Raw genomic sequence first — 25,611 nt, forward strand, 5'->3', positions numbered from 1 at the left:
GACGGGCACGACGCGGGGCGAGGCGGGCACGGCGCGGGACGGGACGGGCGGGAACCGGCCCCCTCCGGCCCGTGACAGGCTGGAGAGATGCCCTCGCCCGTCGCCTCCCCCCGCCCGGCCCCGCACGACCTCGGCCGCGCCCGCTGGGCGGCGACCCTCGCCTTCGCCACCAACGGCGCCCTGCTGGGCGCGCTGGTCCCGCACTATCCGCAGGCCAAGACCGCGTTCGGGCTCGACGCGGGGGCGTTCGGGCTGCTGGTGATCGCCCTGGCCCTCGGCGCGGCGGCCACCGGCTCGCTGGCGGCGCCCGTCCTTCGCCGGGCCGGCAGCCGCATGGTCGTGCTCGTGGGCACCGCCGGCCTAGCCGTGCTGACGGCGGCCGCGGGGGTGGTGCTGGACGTCGCCGACGCGGCCCCCGGGGCGCCCTGGGCCGGGGCGGTGGGGGTGTTCGGCGGCCTCGTCCTCGCGGCCGGCGCCGGCGACGCGATCGTGGACACCGCGCAGAACGCCCAGGGCCTGCGCGTGCAGACCCTGCTGGCCCGGCCCGTGCTCACCTCGATGCACGCCGGGTGGAGCCTCGGGGCCGCCCTGGGCGCCGGGCTCGGGGCTCTGAGCGTGGGAGCCGGCATGCCCGCCGGGGTGCACCTGTCCCTGAACGGAGCGGCCTGCCTGGGGCTGCTGCTCGCGGTGCACCGACGGTTCCTCCCGGACGCGGGCACCGCCCCCACCTCCGCTTCCGGCCAGGCCTCCCCCGACGCCGCCCGTCACGACGGCGCCACGCCCCGCCCCTCCCGGGCCCGGGCGTGGACGGCGCTGGCCCCCGTGGCGCTGATCGCCATGGCCGGGTTCGGCGTGGAGGAGTTCGGCAACGCGTGGACCGCCCTCTCCCTCCAGTCCGACCGCGGCCTCGACCCGGCCCCCGCCGGACTCGGGGCGGCCGCCCTCCTGGGCGCCCAGTTCCTGGGCCGCCTCGCCGGGGACCGGGTCCTGCACGTCCTCGGGCGGCGCCGGACGCTGAGGGTGAGCCTCGCCGTCGTGGTGGCGGGGCTGGGTCTCGCCCTGGCCGCCCCCTCCCTGCCGGCGGTGTTCGCCGGCCTGGCGCTGGCGGGGCTGGGCTGCGCCGTCGTGGTGCCGACGGCCTACGCGCTCGGCGACGAGATCCCCGGGCTGCCCGCCCAGACCGGGCTCGCGGTGGTCAGCTGGCTCATGCGGCTGGCCGGGATCGGGCTGAGTCCGCTGGTCGGCCTGCTCGCCACGGGCGTGCCCCTGCCGGCCGCGCTGCTCGCGTTCCCCGGGCTGGCCGCCCTCGGGCTGGTCTGCACCCTGCTCATCGACCGGCCGGCACGGCCCCGCCCCGGCGCTCCGACGCCCGCCGCACGCTGAGCACGGCCAGCACCGCACCGAGCACGGCGAAGCCCACGGCCATCACGCCGACGCCGCCCACCGGCCCCACGCGCGTGGTCCCGTAGTCGGGGGCGAACATCCACACGAGGCTGGCCGCCGTGATCGCGCCCATCAGCAGCGCGGTGGCGGCGTGCAGGACGCGCAGTCCGCCGTGGTCGTGCAGGGCCGCGGTCACGGAGGACACGGTGAAGTAGGCGCCCACGAAGATCGAGAGCATCTCGATCGAGTCCCAGAAGATCCCCGGCACCACGAGGGACAGGGCCAGCCACGCCACGGCCAGCACCGCCGCCGCCGTCTCGGCCGCGTGCAGCGGCGCCAGGCGCGCGGGCAGGTGGCCGCGCTCGGCCATCGCGGAGACGCCGCGGGCGGTGGGGATCAGGGTGGAGCCGATCGCCATCACGCAGGACACCACGACGCCGACCACCACCAGTGGGTGCGCCAGCGCGACCTCGGCGCGCGGGTCCGCGGAGGCGCCGAGCGCGGAGAAGACCAGGAAGATCGCCCCGAGCAGCACGAGGGACACGGCCGCGGCCCGCCGGGGCACGCCCCGGTGCGACTCCTCGGAGAGGGCGTAGACGGCGTCGAACCCCCAGAAGGCGAACACCGCCAGCAGCACCGCGTGCACCCAGTCCTGGAGACCGCCGGTCGGGGCGCCGGCCGTCAGCCCCACCTGGGCCAGCACCCACGCCAGGTAGGCGGTGGCGGCCGCCTGGACCACCACCCCCGCCGTCTGCACGGCGGCGGTGAGCTTCACGCTCGTCGCGCTGATCCACGTGGCCCCCGCGATCAGCCCCGCGCCCACGGCCGCCTTGGCCCACGCCGGCAGCTCGGGCAGCCAGGCGTCGAGGGCCACGAAGGCGAGCCCCGACGTCGCCACCACGCCGGTGAGCGCGAGGCAGTACCCGGCCGCCCATGCCATCACGGGGTGGGCGGTGACGGCCCACGCGTAGATGGAGCCCTTGTCCGGGGCGCGCTCGTCGTTCTCGGACATGCCCGCCCACACCAGCACGATCGGCACGAGCGCCAGCAGGTATGCCAGGGGCGCCCCCGAGCCCACCAGTGCCACGACGAGCGGCACCGTGACGGCGGCGGAGTACACCGGGGCCACCGAGGAGGTGGACACGGACACGGACTGGTGGGTGCTGAGCATGCGGGCGGTCCTCGGATCGGGGCGGGGCGAGCGGGCGGCGGGGCGCGGGACGGTCAGACGATGATGTTCGGCACGAACCGGCACAGGGCGTCGGTGACGGGCCCGTCCGACTCGCGGATCCCGACGCCGAAGCACTCGTCCCCCACCATCCAGGTGCCGAGCACGGGCCGGTTGGGGGCGCCGTCGGGGCCGGGGAAGTCCGGCAGGCGGTGGTACTGCTGGTAGACGTGCCCCTCCGGACCCCAGCGTCCGGCCACGGGGGCGACGTCCCCGTCCCGGGAGCGGATCTCGATGTCCGCGCCCTCGCGCCCGTGCAGGGGCTTGCGGACCCACTCGCGCAGGTCGCCGCGGTCGTTGAGGAACGTGGGCAGCAGCAGCTCGTGGCCCGGATAGAGGTGCCACAGGGCGGCCGGCAGGGCCTTCGTGGAGAGGAACATCTTCCAGGCCGGCTCGATCCAGCGCAGGTGCTCGTCCAGCGGGATGCGCGGGCCGAAGCGCTCCGTGACGAGGTCCTCCCACGGGTAGAGCTTGAACAGGTGCGTGAGGTAGCGCAGGTCCGCGCCCACGAACCGCAGCTGCTCGGTGTCGAAGCCGATCTGGCTCATCAGCAGGGACTCGCACGTCAGGCCGGCGTGCTCGGCGGCGTCGCGCAGCACGGCCACGGTCATGGCGTCCTCGCCCGTGTCGTCCAGCTCGGTGTGCGCGAAGTGCACACGCGGCGGGCGGCCGGCGGAAACGTCCGCGGCGAACACCGCCCGCCACCGGTCCGTCAGCGCCTCGAAGATCCCGTTCCACTGGTCCACCGAGTCCCCGAAGACGTCCTGCTTCCAGTACCACTGCACGACGGCGGCCTCCACCAGCCCCGTGGGGGTGTCCGCGTTGTACTCGAGCAGCTTGGTGGGCTCGTCCGGGCCGGCGTAGACCAGGTCGAAGCGCCCATAGAGGGCGGGGTCGCCACGGTCCAGGGACTCGGCGGCCAGGCGGACGGCGGCGTGCGGCAGGCCGAGGGCGCGCCACGGCGAGCCGGGCACGGACTGCTGGTCCGCGAGGAACCGGGCCGCCTCCAGGGACATGCGGTGCAGCTCCTCCGAGGCCCGCTCGAGGTGCTCCACCTCGGCGAGGGTGAGCGCGTAGCACGCGGACTCGTTCCAGTACTGGGTGACGGTGCCGTCCGGGTGCTCGGAGGCGGAGAACACGAGCCCCTGGGAGGCGATGGTCTGCTCCCAGCCGGGGCGGGGCGTGACGGTGCGGCGTTCCATGGGGTCGGCTCCTGCGGTGAGGACGGGCGGTGGGTGCGTGCGGTGGGTGCGGTGACGACGGGCGGGGCCGGCGTCGTCGTCTCGGGGGCGGGGCGTGGCGGGGCGGCTCAGGAGCCGGCGCCGCCGCCCTTGGTGCCGAACCCGCCCTTGGAGACGGTGCCGGCCTTGGCGAAGTCCCCGCCGGCGGCGGGCACGCGCGTGCCCACGCCGCTCGCGGGCCGCACGGCGGTGCCGGTGCGCACGGGGGCGCCGACGGCCGGGACGGTGCGCCCGCCGATCAGCGGGATGAAGAACCAGCCGAAGCCGCCGCCTCCGCTGCGCTGCCCGTCCTCGCACTGCTCGTCCGGGACGCGCTCCTGGGTGGCCTCGTCGCGGCAGATCTGCGCGTAGTCCCCCTCGACCTCGTTGACCCCGGTGTCGGCCGGGGAGCTGCAGCCGGTCATCGCGGCGGCGAGCATGAGGGTGCCGCCCAGGGCCAGGGCCTTCGAGGAGCGGCGGCGCTGCGGGACCGACGAGGCGGCGGGGAGGGCGGAGGCGGGATCGCTCATGCGGTCCATTCTGCCGCGCCCCGCCCTCCCCGCTGTCCGCCCCCGCTCCCCGCTTTCGCTGGCGGAATCGTCGCCACCTCACCAGGGAACCGGGATGATGACGACGATCTCCGGAGCGAAAGTGTGGGGCGGGGGCATGGGCAGGGCGAGGGCAGAGCGTCAGTCGTCGTCGAACTCGCCGGCGAGCGCCTGCGCGGCGAGGCCCTCCTCCGTGGCGGCCTCCCAGACCTCCTTGGCGGCGGAGCCGTTGAGCACCACGAGCAGCAGGCCCACCACGATGTCCGCCCAGCCCGAGGCCGTCAGGGCGGTCGCCCCGGCCAGGGCGATCAGCACGACGCCGGCGATCAGGTCGTTGCGGGCGGCGAGGAACGCGGCCGTGGTGAGCGAGCCGCCGTCGGCCCGGTACCGGGCCAGCAGGCCCACGCACACGAGGTTCACGAGGATCGCGCCGACGGCCGTCCAGAGCAGGGCCCCGGCGGCGGGCGGCTCGGGGTCGCCGATCTTCACCACGGCCATGATGAGCGCGGCGATCGCCGGGAGCACGATGATCCCGGCCATGACCCTGCCCACCCTCGCCCGGCGGGACAGGGACCAGCCCAGGGCCACGAAGATCAGCAGGTTGACCGCGAAGTCCTCGAAGAAGTCCACCGAGTCGGCCACGAGGGCCACGGACCGGATGGACAGCGCCACCATGATCTCCACCACCATGTACGCCAGGTTCAGCAGCGCCACCGTCAGCACGGTGGTGCGCAGCGCCCGGACCCGCCCGGGGTCCTCCCCGGCCTCCACCGCCCCGCTCACGCCGGGTCCGTGGCCCAGATGCGGGTGTCCACGAGGGTGAGCGCGGCCTTGGCGCCGATCAGCCCGTCGAGGATCGGCTCGAGCGCCGGCATGGCCTCGTCCACCTCGACCTGCACCGGGTGCTGGGCCACCAGCATGGCCAGCAGGTGACCGGCGGCCAGCTGAGCCTCCTCGAGCGGGAGCCCCGGGTCCCAGCCGAGGAACACGTCCGCGGGGGCGTCCTGGCGCTCGGCGGTGTAGGACACGGCGAAGGCACGCACGGCCCCGCCCTCCTCCTTCGGGGCGTCCCGGAGCACGACGGCGCCCGACGCCCCGGTCTGCGGGCCCAGGATGAGCTGCTGCGCGGCGCCCACGGACATCTCCGAGGGGTCCCAGCCGTGCACGGCGTCGTAGAACGCGGCCACCGCGCGGGTCAGCTCGACCGAGCCGGTGGAGGCCTCCTCGAGGACGGCGCCGTCCGGGTGCTCCTCATCCCGCAGCGGGGGCAGGGCGATCGAGCCGGGCGCCACCGCCACGCGCCGCGAGCGCTGCACGGGGGTGAACCCGGCGGCCACGAGGAACGCCTCGGTGCCCGCCACCTGCGCGGCGTGCGCCGCACCGGCCTCCTCACCGGGGGCCTGAGCCGTCCCGACGGCGGCGTCCCCGGCGCTCTCGGCCGCACCGTCATCGTCCCGGCCGGTCGTCACGGGCACGCGGGAGGCGACGGCGAAGCGCGTCTTGAGCTGCGTCGTCGTCACCTCGCCGGCGGCCTGGGCCTGCTCCGCCGCCGAGCGCAGCGCGCCCAGCAGGGCCGAGCCGATCCCCCGCCGACGGGCCGTGGGGGCCACCTCGAGGTAGAGCCACAGGCGACACGGGTGCAGGGACTGGGCGAACACGGTGCCCGCGCCCACCGGCACCCCGTCCTCCTCGGCCACGAGCGTGCGCCGCCACGGGGCGGCGGCGTCCGGGGCGAGCATGGCGCGGTCCTGGTGCTGCTGGACGTCGGCCGGGTCGCCCCACACCTCGAGCAGGCGCAGGTCGTCGCCCTCGGCCCACGGACGCAGTGTCACGCCCGCGGAGAGGACGACGTCGCTCACGTGCTGCTGCCCGCTCACTTGACCAGGCGCTCCAGCAGGTAGGACTTCACCTGGGACAGGGCCACGCGCTCCTGCGCCATGGTGTCGCGCTCGCGGATGGTGACCGCCTGGTCCTCGAGGGTGTCGAAGTCCACGGTGATGCAGAACGGCGTGCCGATCTCGTCCTGGCGGCGGTAGCGGCGGCCGATGGCGCCGGCGTCGTCCGTCTCGATGTTCCACAGCCCGCGCAGGTCGGCGGCCAGCTGCTGCGTGGCCGACTGCAGCTCCGGCTTCTTGGACAGCGGGAGCACCGCGGCCTTGACCGGGGCCAGGCGCGGGTCCAGCTTCAGGACGGTGCGCACGTCCACGCCGCCCTTGGCGTTGGGGGCCTCGTCCTCGGCGTAGGCGTCCACGAGGAACGCCATCATGGAGCGGGTCAGGCCGAAGGACGGCTCGATCACGTACGGGGTGTAGTGCACGTCGTTGGCCTGGTCGAAGTACTGCATCTTCGTGCCCGAGGCGTTCGTGTGGCTCGTGAGGTCGAAGTCGGTGCGGTTGGCCACGCCCATCAGCTCGCCCCAGCCCTCGCCGCCGCCGAACCCGAACCGGTACTCCAGGTCGATGGTGCCGTCCGAGTAGTGCGCGCGCTCCTCGGCCGGCACGTCGAACTTCCGCAGGTTCGCCGGGTCGATGCCCAGGTCCACGAACCAGTTCCAACAGTCCTCCACCCAGCGGTCGAAGTGCTCGCCCGCCTCGGCCGGCGGCACGAAGTACTCGATCTCCATCTGCTCGAACTCGCGGGTGCGGAAGATGAAGTTGCCGGGGGTGATCTCGTTGCGGAAGGCCTTGCCGATCTGGCCGATGCCGAACGGCGGCTTCTTGCGGGACGCGCCCAGCACGTTGAGGAAGTTCACGAAGATGCCCTGCGCCGTCTCCGGGCGCATGTAGTGCAGGCCCTCCTCGTTGTCCACGGGGCCGAGGAAGGTCTTCATCAGGCCGGAGAACATCTGCGGCTCGGTGAACTCGCCGCGCGTGCCGCAGTCCGGGCACACGACCTCGGCCATGGACTCCGGGGCGCGGCCCTTCTTGGCCTCGAACGCCTCCTCGAGGTGGTCCTGGCGGTGGCGCTTGTGGCACGCGGTGCACTCGACCAGCGGGTCCGTGAACGTGTCCACGTGGCCCGAGGCCTTCCACACGTCCCGGGGCAGGATGATCGAGGAGTCCAGGCCCACCATGTCCTCACGGGAGCGGACGAAGGTCCGCCACCACTCCGCCTTGATGTTCTCCTTCAGCTCCACGCCGAGGGGCCCGTAGTCCCACGCGGAGCGGGAGCCGCCGTAGATCTCACCGGCCTGGAAGACGAATCCGCGGCGCTTGGCCAGGTTGATCACGTTGTCCAGGGGGGACTTGGCAGCCATGGGGGCATCACTTCCGTACACATCGGGGGCAGGTGGGGATCACGACGACGGCGGCGCTCGGGCCGTGCGCGGGGCCGGGCCGGCGTCGGTCGGGTCGACGCGCCCAGCCTACCGGGAGCGCCACCCCCGGCCGGGCCTCACCCCCATGCCCCCGTGAGCAGGCACCCGAGTCCCGCGAGTCCCGGCACCCCCACGCCCAGGACCACGTCCGACCACCGCACCGGCACCGGGCGACGGACCGTCCGGGGCCGCAGCCCGAGCCCGCGGGACTCCAGGGACCGGGAGATGCGCTCGGCCCGCCGCATGGCGCCGATCAGCAGGGCGAACGCGGCGGACCGCGCCTCCCTGACGGTCAGACGGCCGGGCGCCCCCTCCGCGGCGGGGGCGCGGAGCCGCTGGGCCTCCCGGACGGCCGCCCACTCCCGCGGCAGCCCCAGCAGCAGGCGGTGCCCGGCCAGCACCGCGTACGTCCAGGACGCCGGGAGGCGGAGGTTCTGGTGCAGCGAGACCATGAGCCGGACCGGGTCCGTCGTGGCGAGGAACACGACGGAGGCGGTGCCGACCGCCAGGGTCCGGGCGGCCATCGCCAGCCCCATCCGCAGCCCCTCCTCCGTCACGGAGAGCAGCCCGAGGTCCAGGACCACCGCGCCGTCCCGGGCCACGGACTGGACCGTCAGCTGCCCCAGGGCGAACAGCAGGAACGGCACCTGGCTCAGGGCGACCTGCCGCGTGGACAGCGGCGTCGCCGCGAGGGCGGCGACCAGGAGCGCCGCCCACAGGAGCGCGGGGGCGGCCGCCTGCCACACAGTCAGCAGCAGCAGGCTCAGCGCGGTGAGGGAGAGCAGCTTCACGGCCGGGTTCCACCGCTCGAGGAGTCGCCCACAGTCCTCTTCCCGGGGGCTGGCCGGCGCGGCGGTCCGCGCGGTCGAGGAGGTCATGCCGCGTCCTCCCGGAGCCGGCCCTCGTCGAGGCGGAGGGTGCGGTCCGCCCATCCCGCGATGTGCTCGTCGTGGGTGGCGAAGACGACGGCGCCGCCCTCCTGCGCGTGCCGGTGGAGCAGGGACGCCACGGCACGCGCGCCGTGCAGGTCCAGGCCGAAGGTGGGCTCGTCCGCGACCAGCAGCGGCCGTCCGCCCGGCAGGGCGGCGGCGAGCGCGAGGACCACGGACAGCCGACGCTTCTCCCCGCCGGAGAGCCGGTGCGGCGCCGTGTCCATGACCGGGTCCAGGCCGAGCTCGCCGGCGAGTCCGAGGGCCGCGGCGTGCAGGGCGCGGGGCAGTGCGTGCACCACCTCGTCCCGCACACGCCAGGTGAGGAACTGGCGCTCGGGGTCCTGGGGGACCAGCAGGCCCGGACCGTCACCCGGACGGGTGAGCACCCGCCCGCCGTCGGGTCGCAGCGTGCCGAGCAGGACCGAGAGCAGGGTGCTCTTGCCCGCCCCGTTGGGTCCGCGCAGGGCGGTGAGGGTGCCGGGGCGCACCTCGAGGTCCAGCCCGTCGAGCACGAGACGTCCCGCACGCCGCAGGACGATCCCCTGCGCCCGCACCACGGCGGGACCGCCGACCGGGGCGGCGCCGGCGTCCCGCGCCGACCAGGGCCGCTCGGGCTCCGCGCCCGGGACCCAGCAGCCGTCCCGGGCCAGCTCCGGCCCGTGCGCGCCCAGCACGTCGGCCGTGGGGCCGTCGGCGACCACCCGCCCCTCCCGCAGGAGGAGCGTCCGATCGGGCAGGTCGCCCGCGCCGCGCAGCCGATGCTCCACGAGCAGGACGGCCGCGCCCGGCGCCGTGCCGAGCAGGGCGTCCAGTGTCCGTGCCGCGCCGTCGTCGTCGAGCATGGAGGTCGGCTCGTCCGCGAGCACCAGGCGGGGGTCCGCCGCGAGGGAGGCCGCCGTGCCCACCCGCTGGAGCTCTCCCCCGGACAGCCGGTCCGTGGCCGCTCGGCGCAGGTGCGCGGCCCCCACACGGACCAGGGCACGATCCACCAGGGCGTCCATCCTCCCCGGGTCCACGCCGTGGTTCTCCAGCGTGAGGGCCACCTCGTCCTCGACGACGCCGAGGCAGGTGGCGGCGCCGGGGTCCTGGGGGACCTGACCGACCTCCCGGGACAGCTCCACGGGACCGCAGTCACGGGGGTCCCGGCCGCAGACCTCCACCCGGCCCTCGACGATCAGCGCCCCCGCGTGGGAGGCCATCCCGGAGACCACGTCCAGGAGTGTGGACTTCCCGGACCCCGAGGGCCCCATCACCAGGATCCGCTCGCCCGCGTGGACGCGCAGGCTCAGCGGACCGAGCACCCGTCGGCCGGACCTCGGCTCCGTGACCACCACGTCACGGAGGTCGACGAGCACCGTCACCGGGCGGGGCCCTGCGCCTCGCGGCGGCCCAGGGCGTACGCGTCGGCGACGCCGGTGCGGGCCACGGCACGGACCAGCAGCCAGGCCAGCAGGCCGCCGAGGACGACCCCGGAGAGGCTGTGCACCGCCAGGCGCAGGAGGAGGATGTCCTGCCCGAACCAGCCGAACCGCAGGGCGGACCAGCCGAAGACGAACACGGCGCCGAGCAGGCCCGAGACCAGGAAGCGGACCGGGCCGAAGCGCCGGTAGCCGCCCGCCGCGAACGGCACCTCGGAGCCCAGTCCCTGCAGGAGGGCGGACACCAGCAGCAGCGGGCCCACGGGGGAGCCGAGGAACAGGAACTCCACGGCGGCGGCGATCAGCTCGGCGATCACGCCCGAGCCCAGCCGGCCGGTGACGGCCACGGCGAGCGGCGCGACGATCAGCCATCCGCCCGCCAGGACGTGCTGGGCCAGGTCGCCGGCCGGGCCCATGGCCACGGCGAGCCCGTTCCACGCCTGCACGAGCATCCAGTAGAGGAACCCGAACACCACGCCGAGCACCACCACCATGACGACGTCCTTCAGCTGCCATGCGGTGGGCCGCAGCTCACGCCGGCTCATCGGGCCGCCTCCTCGGACGACGCCGCGACGGCCTGCGACGGGGAGTCCAGTGAGACGGTCACGTGGCTCACCACGTGGGGCACGCGGGCGCCGACGGCGGTCCACGCGTCCACCACGACGCCCAGCACGACTGCGAGGTCGCCCCGCAGCTGCGTGGCGTAGTGAAGGGCGGTCACGTCGACGCCGGCCCCGGCCCGCTCGCGCGCCCGGGCGATCTCCCCCTCGATCAGCTCGAGGTGCGGGGAGCCCGAGTCGTCCAGCGGGTAGAGGGACCAGGCCGCGACGGCCAGGCGACCGGTCGGGGCGAGGACGACGGGCGGCTCGGCCGGCAGGTTGCCGCCCTCGCCGGCCACCAGGGCGCAGCGCGCTTCGCCGGGACACCCCCAGGAGAGGAGGAGATGGGCGACCACGTGCCTGCCGCCGGCGCGCCGCGACGCCGCGTCGATCAGGCCGCAGGCGTACGAGGCGAGGTCCTGTGCCGCCGGGTCGACCGTGGCGCCCACGTAGGTGGAGACGGCCTCCGTCCGGACGGTGAGGCGTCGCGCCGCCGGCAGGTGGGACGCGTCGTCGAGCGCGCCCGTGATGATGTCGAGGAAGTCGTCGGTGTGGGGGTGCACGCTGATGCGCATGCCGACGCCGACGTCCGCCGGGGTCGGTGCGTGGGAGGGGGAGGCGGTCATGGTCCTGTCCGTTCCGACCGCCGGATCTGACGAGAGCAGACGCGCCGAGCGAGACGACGCGCTGGACCTCTCCCTACGCCGGCATGATCCGGTTCAGGTGGAACGGGTCTGCGGCGTGTCCGCACTCTCAGCGCCGCCGACGGCCCACCCGGTCGCCCGGTGCCGTCCCCGGCGCACCCCGGGGTCTGGCCCTGACGCTAGCCGACCGCCGGGGAGGGCGGAACCCCCCGGTTCCGGGGACAATGGTGCCCATGAGCTCTGCTGACGCCCCCTCCCCCGACGCCCAGCCCCTGCCGATCCGCGATGGGTCCATCCGCCTGGGCCAGGCCCTCAAGCTCGCGAGCCTGGTGGAGGACGGCGCCATGGCGCGCGACGTCGTCCAGGACGGCCTGGTCACGGTCAACGGCGAGGTGGAGACCCGCCGCGGGCATCAGCTCCACGACGGGGACGTGGTGGAGTTCAACGGCGAGGAGATCGTGATCGAGGCCTCCCAGGTCTGACCGCCCGGGACGCGATCCGGACCTTCGGACCGCTATGGGGACTCCATAGCGGTCCGAAGGTCCGGATCGTCACCGAGAGGGGCGCGGCGCGGCGACTCAGCGCACGTGGTGCGCGAGGTACTCCTTCACGTGTCCCAGCTCCTGGGGGCTGATCGCGTGGCCGAGGCCGGCGTAGACCACCTTGGTCAGGTCCGTGTGCGCAGTCAGCCACGCGTGGGACTCCTCGACGCGCGGCTCCGAGATGATCGGGTCCGCCTGGCCGCGGCCCCAGAAGACCTTCGGCCGCGCCGCGGCGACGACGTCGTCCTCCGGGAACAGCCCCTCGAGGCCGGCCTCGTCGCCGCGCGGGTCCACCACGAACCCGGACAGCGCCACGGTGCACGCGTAGGCCTCGGGGTCGAGGCGCAGCAGCGAGGTGGCCATGGCCATGCCCTGGGAGAAGCCGAGCAGGGAGACGGTGCGGAACCCGGAGCGGACCTCGCGGACCCACGCGGCCAGGGCCTCCACGGCCGCGCGAACCGGGGCGGCGTCCGCGCCGATCTCCCCGGTCACGGGGTCCTGGGACAGCGGGAACCAGGCGGCGCCGCCGGTGGGCAGGTCCATCGGGGCGCGCACGGACACCGCGGTGAGGTGCTCCGGCAGGTGCTGGGCGAGCGCGAAGAGGTCGTGCTCGTCGGCGCCGTAGCCGTGCAGCAGGACCAGCAGGTGCTCGGTCCGCTCGCCCTCGGGGCGGGACCAGCGGACGATGACGGGGGCGGGGGCGGCGGGGGTCTCGGTCACGCCGCCACCCTACTGGCCGGACCCCTGCACCCCCGCTCCCCGTCCGGGGCGGAGGGGACGGGTGAGGAGATCGACACCGACATCCCCTGACACCGCGGGGACGGGACGGGTACAATGGGAGGCGATGAGTGAGACGACCGGTATCGACAACTTTCCCGCCACCCCCGACCAGCCCTGGCGCCGCTTCGTGGCCCTGGGGGACTCCTTCACGGAGGGCATCGGCGACCCCGACCCCACTCCGGAGCACCCGGACTACCACCGCGGCTGGGCAGACCGGGTGGCCGAGGAGCTGGCCCGGCTGACCCCGGAGGACGAGGAGTTCTCCTACGCGAACCTCGCCGTGCGCGGGCGGCTGATCGACGAGATCGCCGGCGAGCAGGTGGACCCCGCCGTGGAGCTGGGCCCCGACCTGATCAGCATCTGCGCCGGCGGCAACGACATCCTGCGCCGCGCCGACCCCGACGCCGTCGCCCTGCGCCTCGACGACGCCGTCGCCCGCCTCGCGGAGACCGGGGCCACCATCCTGCTGTTCAACGCCACGGACATCCGGGACACCCCCGTGCTGGGCCGCATCCGCGGCCGCGTGGCGATCTTCAACGAGAACATCCGCACCGTGGCCGCCCGCCACGGGGCGCTCGTGCCGGACATGTGGTCCCTCAAGGAGCTCGCCCGCCCGGAGATGTGGGCCGAGGACCGCCTGCACTTCTCCCCCGCCGGCCACCACACGATCGCCGCGATGGTGCTGGACACCCTCGAGGTCGAGCACGGCCTCGACCCGTTCGTCCCGCGCCCCGCCGGGGAGCGCACGTGGCGTCAGGCCCGCGTCTCCGACGCCCGCTGGGCCCGCACGCACCTGGCGCCGTGGGTGGGCCGACGCCTGCGCGGCGTGTCCTCCGGGGACGGGATCGAGGCCAAGCGGCCGCTGCCCGCCCCGCTGTTCGGGGCGGACATGCCCCACGGCTCGGACCCCACCGAGGGCGCCGAGGACTGACGGGGGCCGACGCCGACACCGGCCGGCGCCGACGCCGCTCCCCGTCCCTCAGAGGGCGAGCGTGCTCTGGAGCGCCTCGGCGACCTGCCCGTACTCGGTGAGGAAGCCGTCGTGGCCGATCGGCGAGGCGATCGTGTGCACGGGCACCTCGCCGGGCAGCAGCTCCGCCAGGCGGTGCGACTCGGCCGGGAAGTACAGCCGGTCCGAGTCCACCGCGGCCACGAACGCCCGCCCCCGGAACCGCGCGAGCGCGGCCTCCACGCCCCCGCGGCCGCGGCCGACGTCGTGGCTCATGAGCGCCTCCGTCAGGGTGACGTAGGAGCCGGCGTCGAACCGGTCCACGAGCTTGGCGGCCTGGTGGTCGAGGTAGGACTCCACCTGGTAGCGGCCGGCCCGCGGCCCGGCCACGGTGCCGAACGGGTCCTCGGACCCCTGGGCGGCGCGGCCGAAGCGGTGCTGCAGCTCGGCGGCGGACCGGTACGTGGTGTGGGCGATCCGCCGCGCGATGCCGAGGCCCCGCACGGGCCCGGGACCCGGGTGGTAGTCGCCGCCGGCCCAGTCCGGGTCCAGGCGGACGGCCTGCGTCTGCGCCTGGGCCCACGCGATCTGCTCCGCCGAGGAGCACGCGGTGGAGGCCAGCACCGCGACGCCGCGGACCATGTCCGGATGGGTCACGGCCCATTCGATGGCCCGGGCCCCGCCCATCGATCCGCCGATCACGGCCTGCCACGCGGTGACGCCCAGGTGCTCGGCCAGCCGCCGCTCGGTCTCCACCGCGTCGCGCAGGGTCAGGAACGGGAACCGGCCACCCCAGGGCGCGCCGTCCGGGGCGGGCGAGGAGGGTCCGGTGGAGCCGTCGCAGCCGCCGACCATGTTGGGCGAGACCACGAACCAGCGGTCCGTGTCCACGGCGCGGCCGGGGCCCACGAGCTCCTCCCACCAGCCCGCGGAGGGGTCCTGGTCGTGGGAGGCCACGTGGGCGTCGCCGGTCAGGGCGTGCAGCACGAGTACGGCGTTGGACCCGTCCTCGTCCAGCGTGCCCCACGTCTCGTAGGCCAGCTCCACGTCCGGCAGGTGCCCGCCGGTCTCCGTGTGCAGCTCCCCCACGGACACGGTCCCGCGCGTGCCGCGCGGCAGCCGGGGCGCCGGGGGCGCGGCGGGGGCGTCGACGGCGTCGGGGTGCGTCGTCGTCATGGCGCCCCTCAGCCCCGGTCCTGGGGGCCGACGGCGCGGCCCGCGGCGAGGAAGCCCCGCTCGAGGTCGGCCAGGACGTCGTCGAGGTCCTCCACGCCCAGGGACAGGCGCACCAGCCCCGGGGTGACGCCGGCGGCGCGCTGCTCGTCCTCGGTGAGCTGGGAGTGCGTGGTGGAGGCCGGGTGCACCACGAGCGAGCGGACGTCGCCGATGTTCGCCACGTGGTGGTGCAGCTCGAGCCCGTCCACGAACGCCGCGCCCGCGGCCGCGCCGCCGGCGATCTCGAAGGAGACGAACGCGCACGCCCCCCGGGGCAGGTAGCGCTGCGCCCGCTCGTGCCACGGGCTGGACTCCAGGCCCGGGTGGGAGACGGACTCCACCTGCGGGTGCGCCTCGAGGTGGCGGGCCACCGCGAGCGCCGTGGCCACCTGGCGCTCCATGCGCAGGGAGAGGGTCTCCAGGCCGAGGTTCACGAGGAACGCGTTGAACGGGGAGATCGCCGAGCCGTAGTCCCGCAGCAGCTGCACGCGGGCCTTGAGCACGAACGCCAGGTTGGCGCCCAGGGGGCTGCCCACGCCCAGGTCCCGGGCGTAGACCACGCCGTGGTAGGACTCGTCCGGCTCGTTGAAGCCGGGGAAGCGCTCGGGGTCGCGGGCGTAGTCGAACCGGCCGGCGTCCACGATCACGCCCGCCATCGCGGCGGCGTGCCCGCCGAGGTACTTCGTGGCCGAGTGCACGACGACGTCCGCGCCGTGCTCGATGGGGCGCACCAGGTACGGGGTGGTCAGGGTGCTGTCCACGATCAGGGGCACGCCGGCGTCGTGGGCGGCCTCGGCGACGGCCGCGATGTCCAGGACGTCGCCGCGCGGGTTGCCCACGACCTCCCCGAAGAAGGCCTTGGTGTTCGGGCGCACGGCGGCGCGCCACTGCTCGAGGTCGTCCGGGTCCTGCACGAACGTGGTCTCCACGCCGACCTTGGCGAGGGTGTGCTTGAACAGGTTCTGGGTGCCGCCGTAGAGGGAGGCGGAGGCGACGACGTGGTCCCCGGCGCCGGCGAGGTTGAGGATCGAGAACGTGGTGGCGGCCTGGCCCGAGGCCAGCAGCAGCGCGCCCACGCCGCCCTCGAGCGCGGCGATCTTGTTCTCCACGGCCTCCTGGGTGGGGTTGCCGATGCGGGTGTAGATGGGGCCGAGGTCCTGGAGGGCGAACCGGTCGGCCGCGACCTCCGCGGACGGGAAGTCGTACGAGGTGGTCTGGTAGAGCGGCAGGGCCGTGGCGCCGAAGGCGTGCGGCTCGGTGGCGCCCGCATGGACCTGGGCGGTGGAGAAGCCCCAGTGAGAGGCGGCATCGGTGGTCATGGCTGGTCCTCCTGAACGTGTCAGGGGCCGCGGGCGTCCACCCCTGCGGCGTCGCCGGACGGGCGTGCACCGAGGGAGGGGACGCCGTGGGGCGGCCCGCGCTTGCCGGCACCCCGGACGGGGGCCGGCCTGGTCGTCACCCGGGGCACCCCACCGCGGAAGGAGGGTTGCCGGTCAGCTCGCCGGGGCCTTGCGCTGACTCTCGTGACCGTGCCGCCATCGTAGCGGCCCGGGCTGGGGCGTGGGGCCGGACCGCGACTCCCCGTGACCCGATTTCGTCCGGTGCGTCACACACGGATACGCTTCGGCCACAGGGGGAGCGCCGCCGTCAAGACCCGGCACGCACCCCCTGCTCGCACCAGGCCAGGACCTCGGGAGAGCCGGGGAACCGAGAGGATCAGCGCTGTGAATACCTGCCGCATGGACCACGTCTCCTACGCCGCCGGACCCGAGGGCCTCGACGCGACGGTGGAGCGGATCTCCGCCGCCCTCGGCGTGGAGCGGATCAAGGGCGGGGTGCACCCCCGGTTCGGGACGCAGAACGTCCTCTTCCCCATGGCCAACCGCCAGTACCTCGAGGTCGTCGAGGCCCTGGACCACCCGGCCTCCCTCTCCGCCCCGTTCGGCCAGCTCGTGCGCACCCGCTCCGAGCAGGGCGGCGGCTGGATGAGCTGGGCCGTCTCCACCACGGACATCGGCCGCTTCGAGCGCCGTCTCGGCCGCGAGGCCGTGCCCGGCAACCGCCGCTTCCCGGACGGCCGCGAGCTGTCCTGGCGCCAGATCGGCGTGAAGGGCACCCTGGCCGATCCGCAGCTGCCCTTCATCATGCGCTGGGCGGACGGACAGGAGGACATGCACCCCTCGCAGGCCGCACCGGCGCAGGCCGCGATCGAGCAGGTCGCCATCGCCGGCTCCCGCGACCGCCTCATCGAGTGGCTCGGCGGCGAGCAGGTCGGCGAGGAGGACGGGGTCGCGGACGTCGACGTCGAGTACCTCGCCCCCTCGGGCACCCCGGGCATCGTCTCGGTGACCTTCACGACTCCCGCGGGCACCGTCACGCTCTGACCCCTCCTCCCCGCCCGGACGGACCACGACGACGCCGGCCCCGCCTCCCCGAGGCGGGGCCGGCCTCGTCCGGGGCTCAGACCCCGAGCAGCCCTGCCTCGTGCAGCAGCGGATACGCCACGAACCCGGCCGCGTCCAGCAGGAAGTGGGCGAGGACGAGAGGCATGACCCGGCGCGTGCGCAGCAGCACCAGGGTGAACACCACCCCCATGAGCGCGTTGCCGATGCCCGGGCCCACGCCCTGGTAGAGGTGGTAGCTGCCGCGCAGCACGGCCAGGGCGAGCACCACGGTCCAGATGCGGGTGGGCAGGACGAGGCCCGGGCCCTCGACGGCGGGCGCGGGGGCTCCGGCGCGCCGGGCGGTGTGCAGCTGCTGGAGCCGGCCGAGGCGGTCGACGAGCCAGACCCCCACGATCACCTCCTCCACGAGCGCGTGCCGCGCGGCCGAGAGCAGCAGCACGGGGACCTGGTACCAGGTGTCGTCGAGGGCGGCGGCGACGATCGCCGTCGTGACCCCGGCGGCACGGCCGGCCGCGTACACCGCGAGCGTGCCCAGGCCGATCCCCACGAACAGCGCCAGGCCCCAGGCGAGGTCGCGGCCCGGGCAGCGCAGGTCCAGGCCGAACGCGCGGAACGGGTTCCGCCCGCGCAGCCACGTCAGGTGCAGCACCAGCAGCACGGGGACGAGGGCGAAGCCGATGTCCAGCAGCTGGTAGGTCAGGTCGAAGCCCCACCGCGGGCTGAGCGCGGGGTTCAGCACCGTGGTCTGCTCCCCCAGCGGGGCACGGGTGGCCTTGTCGATCAGCTGGACGACCGCATACACCGCGCTGCGCCCCAGGGACAGGCCCAGGACGAGCGCGATCTCCCACCGCACCACGCGCGCGCTCGGGGCGGGCAGCGCGGGCCGGGCGGCGGGGGCGGCGTCGGAACGGAGGTCGGGGCGGCCGATCATGCGGGCCAGTATCCCCCGCGCGCCCGGACGCTAGCGTGGGGACATGACCTCCTCCCCCGTCGCGTCCGAGCTCGAGCTGGCGGCCGAGGCCCTGACCCGGCTGCTCCCGGACGTGCCCGCCGCGCTCGCGGACCGGCTGCGCGCCGCCGCGTGGTCGGCCGGGCACGTGGTGGAGTCCGGCCAGTTCCACCGCGTGCTGGTGCTCGACGGCCTGGCCGTGCTGCGCATGGCCCGGGTGTCCGAGGCCGGCGCCCCGGTGGGCGCGGCCTGGGCGCCGGAGGACTCCCCCGCCGCCCATCTGCCCCGCCGCATGGGTCTGGTGGCGGCCCTCGCGGACGCGGGCCTGCCCTTCGCGGTGCCGCGTCCGCTGTCGGCGGTGCTCCGCCGGGACGACGACGCCGGCCGCCCCCTCGCCGCGGCCGTCCTCCAGGCGTTCGTGCCGGGGCAGCCGCACCCGCCCCATGAGGGGGACCCGGCCGTCCTGCGCGGGATCGTGGACGCCCTCGACACGGTGGACGTGCGAGCGCCGGACGTCGCCGCGGGCCTGGGCCCGGCGTTCGCCTTCCGCGGCCCGTGGACCCCTGAGCGCGTGGCGCGCGTCGGACGGCTGGGCGCGTCCCTGCCCGCCGAGCACGCCGGCGCCCTGCCGGCGGACTGGGCCGGCGTCGTCGGACGGATCGCGGCGGCGGTGCGGGACTGGGCCGCCGCTCCCCCGGACGGGGCGTCCCTGGTGCACGGGGACCTGGCCGGGCACAACATGCTGTGGACGCCCCAGCCGGCCCCGGGCGGGGCGGGTGTGCGGTGGGAGCTGTCCGGGATCCTGGACTGGGACCTGGCCCACGCCGGGGACGCCGCCCGCAACGTGGCCTACCTGGGGATCTGGCACGGCGAGGAGCGGATCGAGGCGATCGCGCGCACCCCCGAGGAGGCCCGCCGGGCCCGCGTGTGGTTGGGCGCCGCCGGCCTGGACTCCCTCGACGACGCCGCAGCCCGGCAGGAGCTCACCGGGCGCGTCCCGCGGTGGGGGCGGCTGCTGCGCAAGGTGCTGCCGCGGATCGAGCGGGCGGCCGCGGCGCTCTGACCCGCCACCACAGACGAGGGGCCACGAACGGTTGGGATCCGGCCTGGATTCCCGCCGTTCGTGGCCCCTCGTCGAGGAAGGAGGCGGCTCAGCCCACCCCCAGCCGCTCCAGCACGATCTCCCGCACCCGGCCGGCGTCGGCCTGGCCGCGCGTGGCCTTCATGACCGGGCCGATCAGCGCGCCGACGGCCTGCATCTTGCCGCCCTGGATCTTCGCCACCACGTCCGGGTTGTCGGCGATCGCTGCGTCGACGGCCTCCGTGAGGGCGCCGTCGTCGGAGACCACGGCGAGCCCGCGGGCCTCCACGATCCCCTTCGGGGTGCCCTCGCCCTCGGCCACGAACCCGAGGACCTGCTTGGCGATCTTGTCGTTGATCGTCTTCGCGGCGATCAGCTCCTCGACCTCGACCACGTGCGCGGGGGTGACGCCGAGCTCGGCGACCTCCTTCTCCTGCACGTTGGCCAGGCGGGCGATCTCGCCCATCCACCACTTGCGCGCGGCGGCGGGAGAGGCGCCGGCGTCCACGGTCTCGGCGATCTGGTCCGCCACGCCGGCGTTGACCACGTCGCGGAACTCGGCGTCGGAGAAGCCCCACTCGCCCTTGAGCCGCTTGTTGCGCACGGCCGGCAGCTCGGGCAGCTCGGCGCGCACGCGCTCGATCCAGGCCTCGTCCACCACGACGGGCAGCAGGTCCGGCTCGGGGAAGTAACGGTAGTCGTCCGCGTCGGACTTGGGACGGCCGGACGTCGTGGTCCGGGTGTCCTCGTGCCAGTGGCGGGTCTCCTGCGTGATGGTCCCGCCCGCGGCGAGCACGGCGGCCTGGCGCTGGATCTCGTGCATCACAGCCTGCTGCACGGCGCGCGTGGAGCCCACGTTCTTGGTCTCGGTGCGCGTGCCGAACTCCGAGGCGCCCTTCTCCATAAGGGACACGTTCGCGTCGCAGCGCACGTTGCCGTGCTCCATGCGGGCGTCCGAGATGCCGATCGCCTTGACGATGTCCCGCAGCGCGGTCACGTAGGCGCGGGCGATCTCCGGGGCGCGCTCGCCGGCACCCACGATCGGCCGGGTCACGATCTCGATCAGCGGCACGCCGGCGCGGTTGTAGTCCACCAGCGACGCCGACGCGCCCTGGATGCGGCCGGAGCCGCCCTGATGGGTGAGCTTGCCGGCGTCGTCCTCGAGGTGCGCACGCTCGATCTCCACGCGGAACACGGTGCCGTCCTCGAGCTCCACGTCCAGGTGGCCGTCGAACACGATCGGCTCGTCGTACTGGGACGTCTGGAAGTTCTTCGGGGTGTCCGGGTAGAAGTAGTTCTTCCGCGCGAACCGGCAGGACGGCGCGATCTGCGCGTCCAAGGCCAAGCCCAGCTTGATCGCCGACTCCACGGCCCCCCTGTTCAGCACCGGCAGGGTGCCGGGCAGGCCCAGGTCCAGCGGGGTGACGTTGGTGTTCGGCTCGTCACCGAACGCGTTGGCGCCGGTGGAGAAGATCTTGGACGCGGTGTTCAGCTCGACGTGCACCTCGAACCCGAGCACGGGGTCGAAGCGCTCCATCGCCTCCGCGAAGTCCATCACGTCTGCGGTGCTCACTTGCTGCCTCCTGCGGGGGTCGCGGCGGCGCGCTCGGCGCCCTTCTGAAGATCCGGGGCCTGCGCCCACACGGGGCGGCCCTCGCGCTCGGTCACGAGCTTCTCGACGGCGGCGCCCACCTCGTACAGGCGCGCGTCCTGACGGGCCGGGGCCATGAGCTGCAGGCCGTAGGGCAGGCCGTCCACGAGGCCGCCGGGCACGGAGATCCCGGGCACGCCGGCCAGGTTCGCCGGGATGGTGAACAGGTCGTTCAGGTACATCGTCAGCGGGTCCTTCGTCTGCTCTCCGAGGCGGAACGCCGGGATCGGCGCGGTGGGGGTGAGCAGCACGTCCACCTGCCCGAACGCGGCCGCGAAGTCCTGCTGCACCAGCGTGCGGACCTTCTGCGCCGAGCCGTAGTAGGCGTCGTAGTAGCCGGCCGAGAGGGCGTAGGTGCCCAGGATGATGCGCCGCTTGACCTCGGCGCCGAAGCCGGCGGCGCGGGTCGCGCCCATGACCTGCTCGATCGTGCCGCCGCCCTCGGGGACCACGCGGTTGCCGTAGCGGACGCCGTCGTAGCGGGCGAGGTTGGAGGACACCTCGGAGGGCATGATCAGGTAGTACGCGCCCAAGGCCGCGGAGAAGTGCGGGCAGGAGACCTCCACGATCTCCGCGCCCGCATCCGCCAGGGCCTGGACGTCCCGGTCGAAGGCCTCCTTCACGCCCGGGTGCAGTCCCTCGGCGTCCAGGTCGGTCACGACGCCGACGCGCAGCCCCGCCAGGTCCCGCCCGGCCGCGGCGGCCACCAGGTCCGCCTGCTCCTCGGGCAGTGAGGTGGAGTCGCGCACATCGTGCCCGCCGATCACCTGCTGCAGGGCCGCGGCGTCCGCCACGGTGCGGGCCGCGGGGCCCACCTGGTCCAGCGAGGAGGCCATGGCGATCACGCCGTAGCGGGACACCGCGCCGTAGGTGGGCTTGACGCCCACGGTGCCGGTGAACGCGGCGGGCTCGCGGATGGAGCCGCCGGTGTCCGAGCCGAGCGCGAACGGCGCGCAGAACGCCGCCACGGCCGCGGCCGAGCCGCCGCCGGAGCCGCCGGGCACGCGCTGCCCGTCCCACGGGTTGCGGGTCACGCCGAACGCGGAGTGCTCGGTGGAGCCGCCCATCGCGAACTCGTCCATGTTGGTCTTGCCGAGGATCGGCAGGCGGGCCGCACGGATCCGCTCGACCACATGAGCGTCGTACGGGCTCATCCAGCCGTCCAGCATGCGCGAGGCGGCGGTGGTGGGCTGGCCGACCGTGACGATGTTGTCCTTGAGCGCCACGGGCACGCCGGCCAGCGGGTGCAGGGCCTCGGCCTCGGCGCCGCCGGCGGCGCGGATCGCGTCCACCTCGGCGGCCACGGCGAGGGCCTCGTCCGTGTTCACGTGCAGGTAGGCGCGCACGCCGGCGTCGGCGCCGGCGTCCTGGCGCGGGTCGCCGTCGACCGCGGCGATGCGGTCCAGGTGGGCCTGCACGAGCTCCACGGCGGTGGTGGTGCCGGCGCGCAGGCGCTCGGCCATCTGCAGGGCGGTGAGGCGGACGAGGCCGTCCGCCTCGATCGGGGCGTTCACGTCGAAGGTCTCGGTCATCTCGGTCACTCTCCGTCCAGGATCGCGGGGACCTTGAACATGCCGTCCTCGGCGGCGGGCGCCTGGTCCAGGGCCTGGTCCTGCGTCAGCATGCCGGTGGGCTCGTCCTCGCGGAACACGTTCTCCAGCGGGATGGGGTGGGACGTGGGCGCCACGTCCTCGCCCGCCACGGCCTGCACCTGGGAGACGTGCTCCAGGATCTGCTCGAGGTCGCCGGACATCGCGTCCAGCTCCTCCTCGGTCATCCGGATGTGGGCCAGGCGGGCCAGATGCTCCACCTGCTCCCGGGTGATCTCAGGCATGGATCTCCTTCGCGGGGTTCTGTGGACGGGCCCGGTGCCGCGCGGGGCGCGGACGGGCGTCGGGTCGGACCCGAGTCTAGTGCGCCGCCCGGACGCGGCTCCGTCCCGGTGCCGCCCCGCGTCCGCGGCGGGAGGGGTCAGTCCAGCGGCAGCACGTAGACGATGAACGGGCCCTTGTCCTCCTCCGGGGGCAGGTCCGGGAGCAGCGCGGAGAGCATCCAGTCCCGCTCGGGGGCACGCACGAACCCCGCTGCCTCGTAGAGGCGGTGCGCCTCGCCCATGGACACCATGGTGGTCAGCGCGACGCCGTGCACCCCCTCCATGGCACGGGCGCGCTCGACGACGGCGGCCAGCAGCGCGCGGGCGATCCCCCGCCGGTGCAGGTCGGGGTGCACGGCGAGCATGCGGAACTCGTACTCCTCCTCTCGGGCGGTCTCCTGCAGGGGCGAGCCGGGCGGAGCGAGCACCACGCTGCCGCCCACGCGGGGGCCGGCGTCGGTGTCCACCTCGGCCACGAGGATCTCGGCCAGGGCCGCGCGGGAGGCCACGTCGGCGAGGATCGCCCGGTACGGCTCGTCCTCCTCGAGGTGGCCGCCGGCGTCGTAGGCGGCGAGGATCAGCTCGGCCACGGCGCCGTGATCCTCCGGGCGGAGGGGGCGGATGAGGGGGGCGCCATGCGTGGCACGTTCGGACCCCGGTGCCCCCGCGGACACGGTCAGTACTCGCCCTCGACGTTATGGGTGCCGTCGAAGTAGGCGACCTTCTCCGAGGTGTCGTTCGTGTCCCCCGTGATCGGGTCGATCACCGTGGCGGACATGAAGAGGTTGTACCGGTACTGGCTGAACGCCGCGGTGATGATCGAGCCGAGGGCGGATCCCACCTCGTACCGCAGGGGGACGCTGACCGACTGGCCGGGCAGGAGGGAGCCGGCATAGGTCCAGGTCCACGAACGGGCGGCCCGGCCCTGCGGGCTGAAGGTCATCTCGGGCGCGGGGGAGCTGAGCAGCGTGTAGTTCACGGATGACGAACGGGCGTCGTAGTCGTAGTTCCACATGACGGCGTCCAGAGTGCCGGTCGGGTTCACCGCCGCGCCCGGGCCGTTGTTGGTGATCACCATGGCCGCCGGTGCCGAGGCCCGGAATCGGACGGTGTTCGAGTTGAAGGCGTAGACGGGCTGGTCCTCGATGTAGGCCCACGTGACCGGGTCCACAGACGGGTCGAGCAGCTGGACGGCCAGGTCTCCTGGACCCTCGGGGACCGCGGAGGCCGCGGTGGCCGGCGCAGCCACGGCCACGCTGATCGCTGCAGCTCCCCAGGCCGAGGCCTGGACGACGACGCGACGGGAGACCGCTGCCGGGGTGGTCGTGACGGGGGTGATGCTCTCCATGGTGAGACTCCTCTGCACTGCTGCGGTCACAGGCGCCCGGCGGCGGCCAGCTTGTCCATGTTGCGCTCGGCGAGCGCCGTGATGGTGACGAAGGGATTGACGCCGATGCGCCCGGGCACGAGAGAGCCGTCGACGACGAACAGGTTCGGAGCTCCCTTGACCTCGCCGTTGAGATCCGTCGCCTTGCCGAGGATCATGCCCCCGAGCGGGTGGTAGGTGAAGTAGTCCGTGAAGGACTTCTCCTCCTCGAAGAGATCCGTCCGATACGACGAGCCGGGCACGGCGGCGTTGATGCGGTCGAAGACCGCCCTGACGGCGGCCACGGACGGCGCGCTGTCCGCCGCGGTCCAGGTGTTCACCAGGCCACGGGTGGCATCCCACTTCAAGGTGGACAGGCGGCTGTTGCCGGTGATGGCGAGGTAGACGCTGGTGTTCAGCTCCAGGCCGGTGGGGAACGGGGCGATTTCCGCGAACACAGCCGTGTCCGAGTCGTCCCATGCCCGGATGCCGAGCGCAGGCATCCCGGACTGGAGGGTGTTGGTCCGGTCGCCGTGGCGCCGAGCGAGCATGGTGTTCCCGTTCGGCCCCCATCCCAGGCCGATCTCGGCGTTGTCTGCCAGACCGGGAATGTCGTTCTGGGCCTGGGCCCGCGCCACCAGTCGTGTGGTCCCCAGGGACCCCGCTGCCAGGATCACCTTGTCGTAGGTCGCAACCCGCTGGCCGACGACGTTGCCCTGGAAGTCGATGGTCTTCAAGGAGACCGCGTAGCCCGTGCGGGCCTGCACGATGCGGGTGACCTCCGTGAACGGGATGACGTTCACCAGGCCGGTCGCCCGCGCGGCGGCGAGGATCGTCCGCGGCAGGCTGCGCTTGCCGTGGTTGTTGCCGAAGATCACCTCCTGGTCCAGGGCCGAGCGCACGGCGCCGCGGTATCCGACGTGCTCACGCCGCATGTGGTCCCAGTCGTAGACGTTCGGGACGCCCACCACGTCGTAGCCGGCGGCCGTGGCGTGCCGCGCCGAGGTCCGCGCGTACTGGTAGTACTCCGCCGTGCCGAGGATGTCCACGGGCGGAGCCGCCACCTGCAGGGCCGCGTTCGCCCGTGGATAGTAGGTGGAGTACATCTCGTCGCCGTCGACCTGGGGCAGGACCCGGCTGAAGTAGGAGCGACCGGGCGTCACGGCCATGCCGCCGTTGACCAGGGAGCCGCCGCCCACGCCGCGGCCGACGTAGACCTTCATCTCGTCGAAGCGCTCCACGTCCAGCACGCCCGCGCCGCGGGGGATGCTCCGGTTGACCAGGTCGTAGCCGCCCAGGTAGGCGAAGGGCATGTCCGTGCGGTCCTTGAACCACATGGACCGCGCCGTCGGCGCGGACATCTTGTCGAAGACCTTGCCGTTGGACTTGGGGGGCATGGCGTCCCAATCGGCACCCATCTCGATGAGGTCCACGCTGACCCCGCGGGCGGTGAGGTGCCGTGCGGCGACGGCGCCGCCGTAGCCGGAGCCGATGATGGCGACAGAGGGCATG

At 74.4% G+C, this 25,611-nt stretch carries 25 protein-coding genes and 2 riboswitches; of the genes, 5 read left to right on the forward strand and 20 right to left on the reverse strand.

What is annotated here, in order from left to right; all coding sequences use genetic code 11:
* Nucleotides 1-87: 87 nt before the first annotated feature.
* Nucleotides 88-1,383: an MFS transporter gene (locus tag Q4D18_RS02370; protein ID WP_303125399.1), complete on the forward strand. Its 1,296-nt coding sequence runs from the start codon at nt 88-90 to the stop codon at nt 1,381-1,383.
* On the opposite strand, the gene Q4D18_RS02375 is transcribed toward Q4D18_RS02370, so the two are convergent.
* The 10 genes from Q4D18_RS02375 to Q4D18_RS02420 form a co-directional block, all read right to left on the reverse strand.
* Nucleotides 1,328-2,554 (reverse strand): hypothetical protein, encoded by a 1,227-nt coding sequence (locus Q4D18_RS02375; protein ID WP_303125401.1) that lies wholly within the window; start codon nt 2,552-2,554, stop codon nt 1,328-1,330. The two genes, Q4D18_RS02370 and Q4D18_RS02375, sit on opposite strands and share 56 nt — an antisense overlap.
* 53 nt (nt 2,555-2,607) lie before the next feature.
* On the reverse strand, nt 2,608-3,813 hold the full coding sequence (locus tag Q4D18_RS02380; protein WP_303125403.1) for a glutathionylspermidine synthase family protein: 1,206 nt from the start codon (nt 3,811-3,813) through the stop codon (nt 2,608-2,610).
* Between the two features lie 107 nt (nt 3,814-3,920).
* The gene (locus Q4D18_RS02385; protein ID WP_303125405.1) at nt 3,921-4,361 is read right to left on the reverse strand and encodes a tRNA-dihydrouridine synthase; all 441 of its coding nucleotides are present in this window, start codon (nt 4,359-4,361) and stop codon (nt 3,921-3,923) included.
* Nucleotides 4,362-4,520: 159 nt separating this feature from the next.
* The gene (locus Q4D18_RS02390; protein WP_303125407.1) at nt 4,521-5,162 is read right to left on the reverse strand and encodes a cation transporter; all 642 of its coding nucleotides are present in this window, start codon (nt 5,160-5,162) and stop codon (nt 4,521-4,523) included.
* Entirely contained in the window at nt 5,159-6,256 is a 1,098-nt protein-coding gene (locus Q4D18_RS02395) for a GNAT family N-acetyltransferase (RefSeq protein ID WP_303125409.1), read from the reverse strand. The genes Q4D18_RS02390 and Q4D18_RS02395 overlap by 4 nt, the downstream gene beginning before the upstream one ends.
* A complete protein-coding gene (locus Q4D18_RS02400) occupies nt 6,253-7,635 on the reverse strand; it encodes a glycine--tRNA ligase (protein ID WP_303125411.1) in 1,383 nt (460 codons plus the stop codon). The genes Q4D18_RS02395 and Q4D18_RS02400 overlap by 4 nt, the downstream gene beginning before the upstream one ends.
* Nucleotides 7,636-7,772: 137 nt before the next feature.
* Nucleotides 7,773-8,573 carry an energy-coupling factor transporter transmembrane protein EcfT gene (locus Q4D18_RS02405; protein WP_303125412.1) on the reverse strand — a complete coding sequence of 267 codons (801 nt, stop codon included), beginning with the start codon at nt 8,571-8,573 and terminating at the stop codon, nt 7,773-7,775.
* The gene (locus Q4D18_RS02410) at nt 8,570-9,988 is read right to left on the reverse strand and encodes an ABC transporter ATP-binding protein (RefSeq protein WP_303125413.1); all 1,419 of its coding nucleotides are present in this window, start codon (nt 9,986-9,988) and stop codon (nt 8,570-8,572) included. Before Q4D18_RS02410 ends, Q4D18_RS02405 begins: the two co-directional genes overlap by 4 nt.
* A complete protein-coding gene (locus Q4D18_RS02415; RefSeq protein WP_303125414.1) occupies nt 9,985-10,590 on the reverse strand; it encodes an ECF transporter S component in 606 nt (201 codons plus the stop codon). The genes Q4D18_RS02410 and Q4D18_RS02415 overlap by 4 nt, the downstream gene beginning before the upstream one ends.
* Nucleotides 10,587-11,270 (reverse strand): YkoF family thiamine/hydroxymethylpyrimidine-binding protein, encoded by a 684-nt coding sequence (locus Q4D18_RS02420; protein ID WP_303125416.1) that lies wholly within the window; start codon nt 11,268-11,270, stop codon nt 10,587-10,589. The genes Q4D18_RS02415 and Q4D18_RS02420 overlap by 4 nt, the downstream gene beginning before the upstream one ends.
* Nucleotides 11,271-11,322: 52 nt before the next feature.
* Nucleotides 11,323-11,461: riboswitch (TPP riboswitch) on the reverse strand.
* 60 nt (nt 11,462-11,521) lie between these two features.
* Here Q4D18_RS02420 and Q4D18_RS02425 point away from each other — a divergent pair.
* Nucleotides 11,522-11,770: an RNA-binding S4 domain-containing protein gene (locus tag Q4D18_RS02425; protein ID WP_303125418.1), complete on the forward strand. Its 249-nt coding sequence runs from the start codon at nt 11,522-11,524 to the stop codon at nt 11,768-11,770.
* A gap of 96 nt (nt 11,771-11,866) precedes the next feature.
* Here Q4D18_RS02425 and Q4D18_RS02430 read toward each other — a convergent pair whose 3' ends face one another.
* Entirely contained in the window at nt 11,867-12,550 is a 684-nt protein-coding gene (locus Q4D18_RS02430; protein ID WP_303125420.1) for an alpha/beta hydrolase, read from the reverse strand.
* Nucleotides 12,551-12,674: 124 nt separating this feature from the next.
* Here Q4D18_RS02430 and Q4D18_RS02435 point away from each other — a divergent pair, with 124 nt between their 5' ends.
* Nucleotides 12,675-13,541: an SGNH/GDSL hydrolase family protein gene (locus Q4D18_RS02435; protein WP_303125421.1), complete on the forward strand. Its 867-nt coding sequence runs from the start codon at nt 12,675-12,677 to the stop codon at nt 13,539-13,541.
* 48 nt (nt 13,542-13,589) lie between these two features.
* Here Q4D18_RS02435 and Q4D18_RS02440 read toward each other — a convergent pair whose 3' ends face one another.
* The gene (locus tag Q4D18_RS02440; protein ID WP_303125423.1) at nt 13,590-14,735 is read right to left on the reverse strand and encodes a homoserine O-acetyltransferase; all 1,146 of its coding nucleotides are present in this window, start codon (nt 14,733-14,735) and stop codon (nt 13,590-13,592) included.
* Nucleotides 14,736-14,743: 8 nt separating this feature from the next.
* Entirely contained in the window at nt 14,744-16,093 is a 1,350-nt protein-coding gene (locus tag Q4D18_RS02445; RefSeq protein ID WP_303125426.1) for an O-acetylhomoserine aminocarboxypropyltransferase/cysteine synthase family protein, read from the reverse strand.
* Nucleotides 16,094-16,186: 93 nt separating this feature from the next.
* A riboswitch (SAM riboswitch) is annotated at nt 16,187-16,303 on the reverse strand.
* A 210-nt stretch (nt 16,304-16,513) separates the two neighbouring features.
* On the opposite strand from Q4D18_RS02445, the gene Q4D18_RS02450 reads away from it, so the two are divergent.
* Nucleotides 16,514-17,158 carry a VOC family protein gene (locus Q4D18_RS02450; protein WP_303125428.1) on the forward strand — a complete coding sequence of 215 codons (645 nt, stop codon included), beginning with the start codon at nt 16,514-16,516 and terminating at the stop codon, nt 17,156-17,158.
* 76 nt (nt 17,159-17,234) lie between these two features.
* Here Q4D18_RS02450 and Q4D18_RS02455 read toward each other — a convergent pair whose 3' ends face one another.
* Nucleotides 17,235-18,110 carry a CPBP family intramembrane glutamic endopeptidase gene (locus tag Q4D18_RS02455; protein WP_303125430.1) on the reverse strand — a complete coding sequence of 292 codons (876 nt, stop codon included), beginning with the start codon at nt 18,108-18,110 and terminating at the stop codon, nt 17,235-17,237.
* A gap of 43 nt (nt 18,111-18,153) precedes the next feature.
* Between Q4D18_RS02455 and Q4D18_RS02460 the strand changes: the two genes are divergently transcribed.
* A complete protein-coding gene (locus tag Q4D18_RS02460) occupies nt 18,154-19,191 on the forward strand; it encodes a phosphotransferase family protein (protein ID WP_303125433.1) in 1,038 nt (345 codons plus the stop codon).
* Nucleotides 19,192-19,279: 88 nt separating this feature from the next.
* Here Q4D18_RS02460 and gatB read toward each other — a convergent pair whose 3' ends face one another.
* From gatB to Q4D18_RS02490, 6 genes are all read right to left on the reverse strand, one after another.
* Complete coding sequence (gene gatB, locus Q4D18_RS02465) at nt 19,280-20,782, reverse strand: Asp-tRNA(Asn)/Glu-tRNA(Gln) amidotransferase subunit GatB (protein ID WP_303125436.1); 1,503 nt, start codon at nt 20,780-20,782, stop codon at nt 19,280-19,282.
* Complete coding sequence (gatA, locus tag Q4D18_RS02470) at nt 20,779-22,392, reverse strand: Asp-tRNA(Asn)/Glu-tRNA(Gln) amidotransferase subunit GatA (protein WP_303125437.1); 1,614 nt, start codon at nt 22,390-22,392, stop codon at nt 20,779-20,781. The genes gatB and gatA overlap by 4 nt, the downstream gene beginning before the upstream one ends.
* A gap of 5 nt (nt 22,393-22,397) precedes the next feature.
* The gene (gene gatC / locus Q4D18_RS02475) at nt 22,398-22,694 is read right to left on the reverse strand and encodes an Asp-tRNA(Asn)/Glu-tRNA(Gln) amidotransferase subunit GatC (protein ID WP_303125438.1); all 297 of its coding nucleotides are present in this window, start codon (nt 22,692-22,694) and stop codon (nt 22,398-22,400) included.
* Nucleotides 22,695-22,831: 137 nt separating this feature from the next.
* Nucleotides 22,832-23,323, reverse strand: a complete 492-nt coding sequence (locus tag Q4D18_RS02480; RefSeq protein WP_303125440.1) for an N-acetyltransferase — start codon at nt 23,321-23,323, stop codon at nt 22,832-22,834.
* Nucleotides 23,324-23,409: 86 nt separating this feature from the next.
* The gene (locus tag Q4D18_RS02485; protein ID WP_303125442.1) at nt 23,410-24,081 is read right to left on the reverse strand and encodes a hypothetical protein; all 672 of its coding nucleotides are present in this window, start codon (nt 24,079-24,081) and stop codon (nt 23,410-23,412) included.
* A gap of 26 nt (nt 24,082-24,107) precedes the next feature.
* The gene (locus tag Q4D18_RS02490; RefSeq protein ID WP_303125443.1) at nt 24,108-25,610 is read right to left on the reverse strand and encodes a GMC oxidoreductase; all 1,503 of its coding nucleotides are present in this window, start codon (nt 25,608-25,610) and stop codon (nt 24,108-24,110) included.
* Nucleotide 25,611: the final 1 nt, after the last annotated feature.

The organism is Micrococcus sp. (genome assembly GCF_030523875.1).
GTDB lineage: Bacteria > Actinomycetota > Actinomycetes > Actinomycetales > Micrococcaceae > Micrococcus.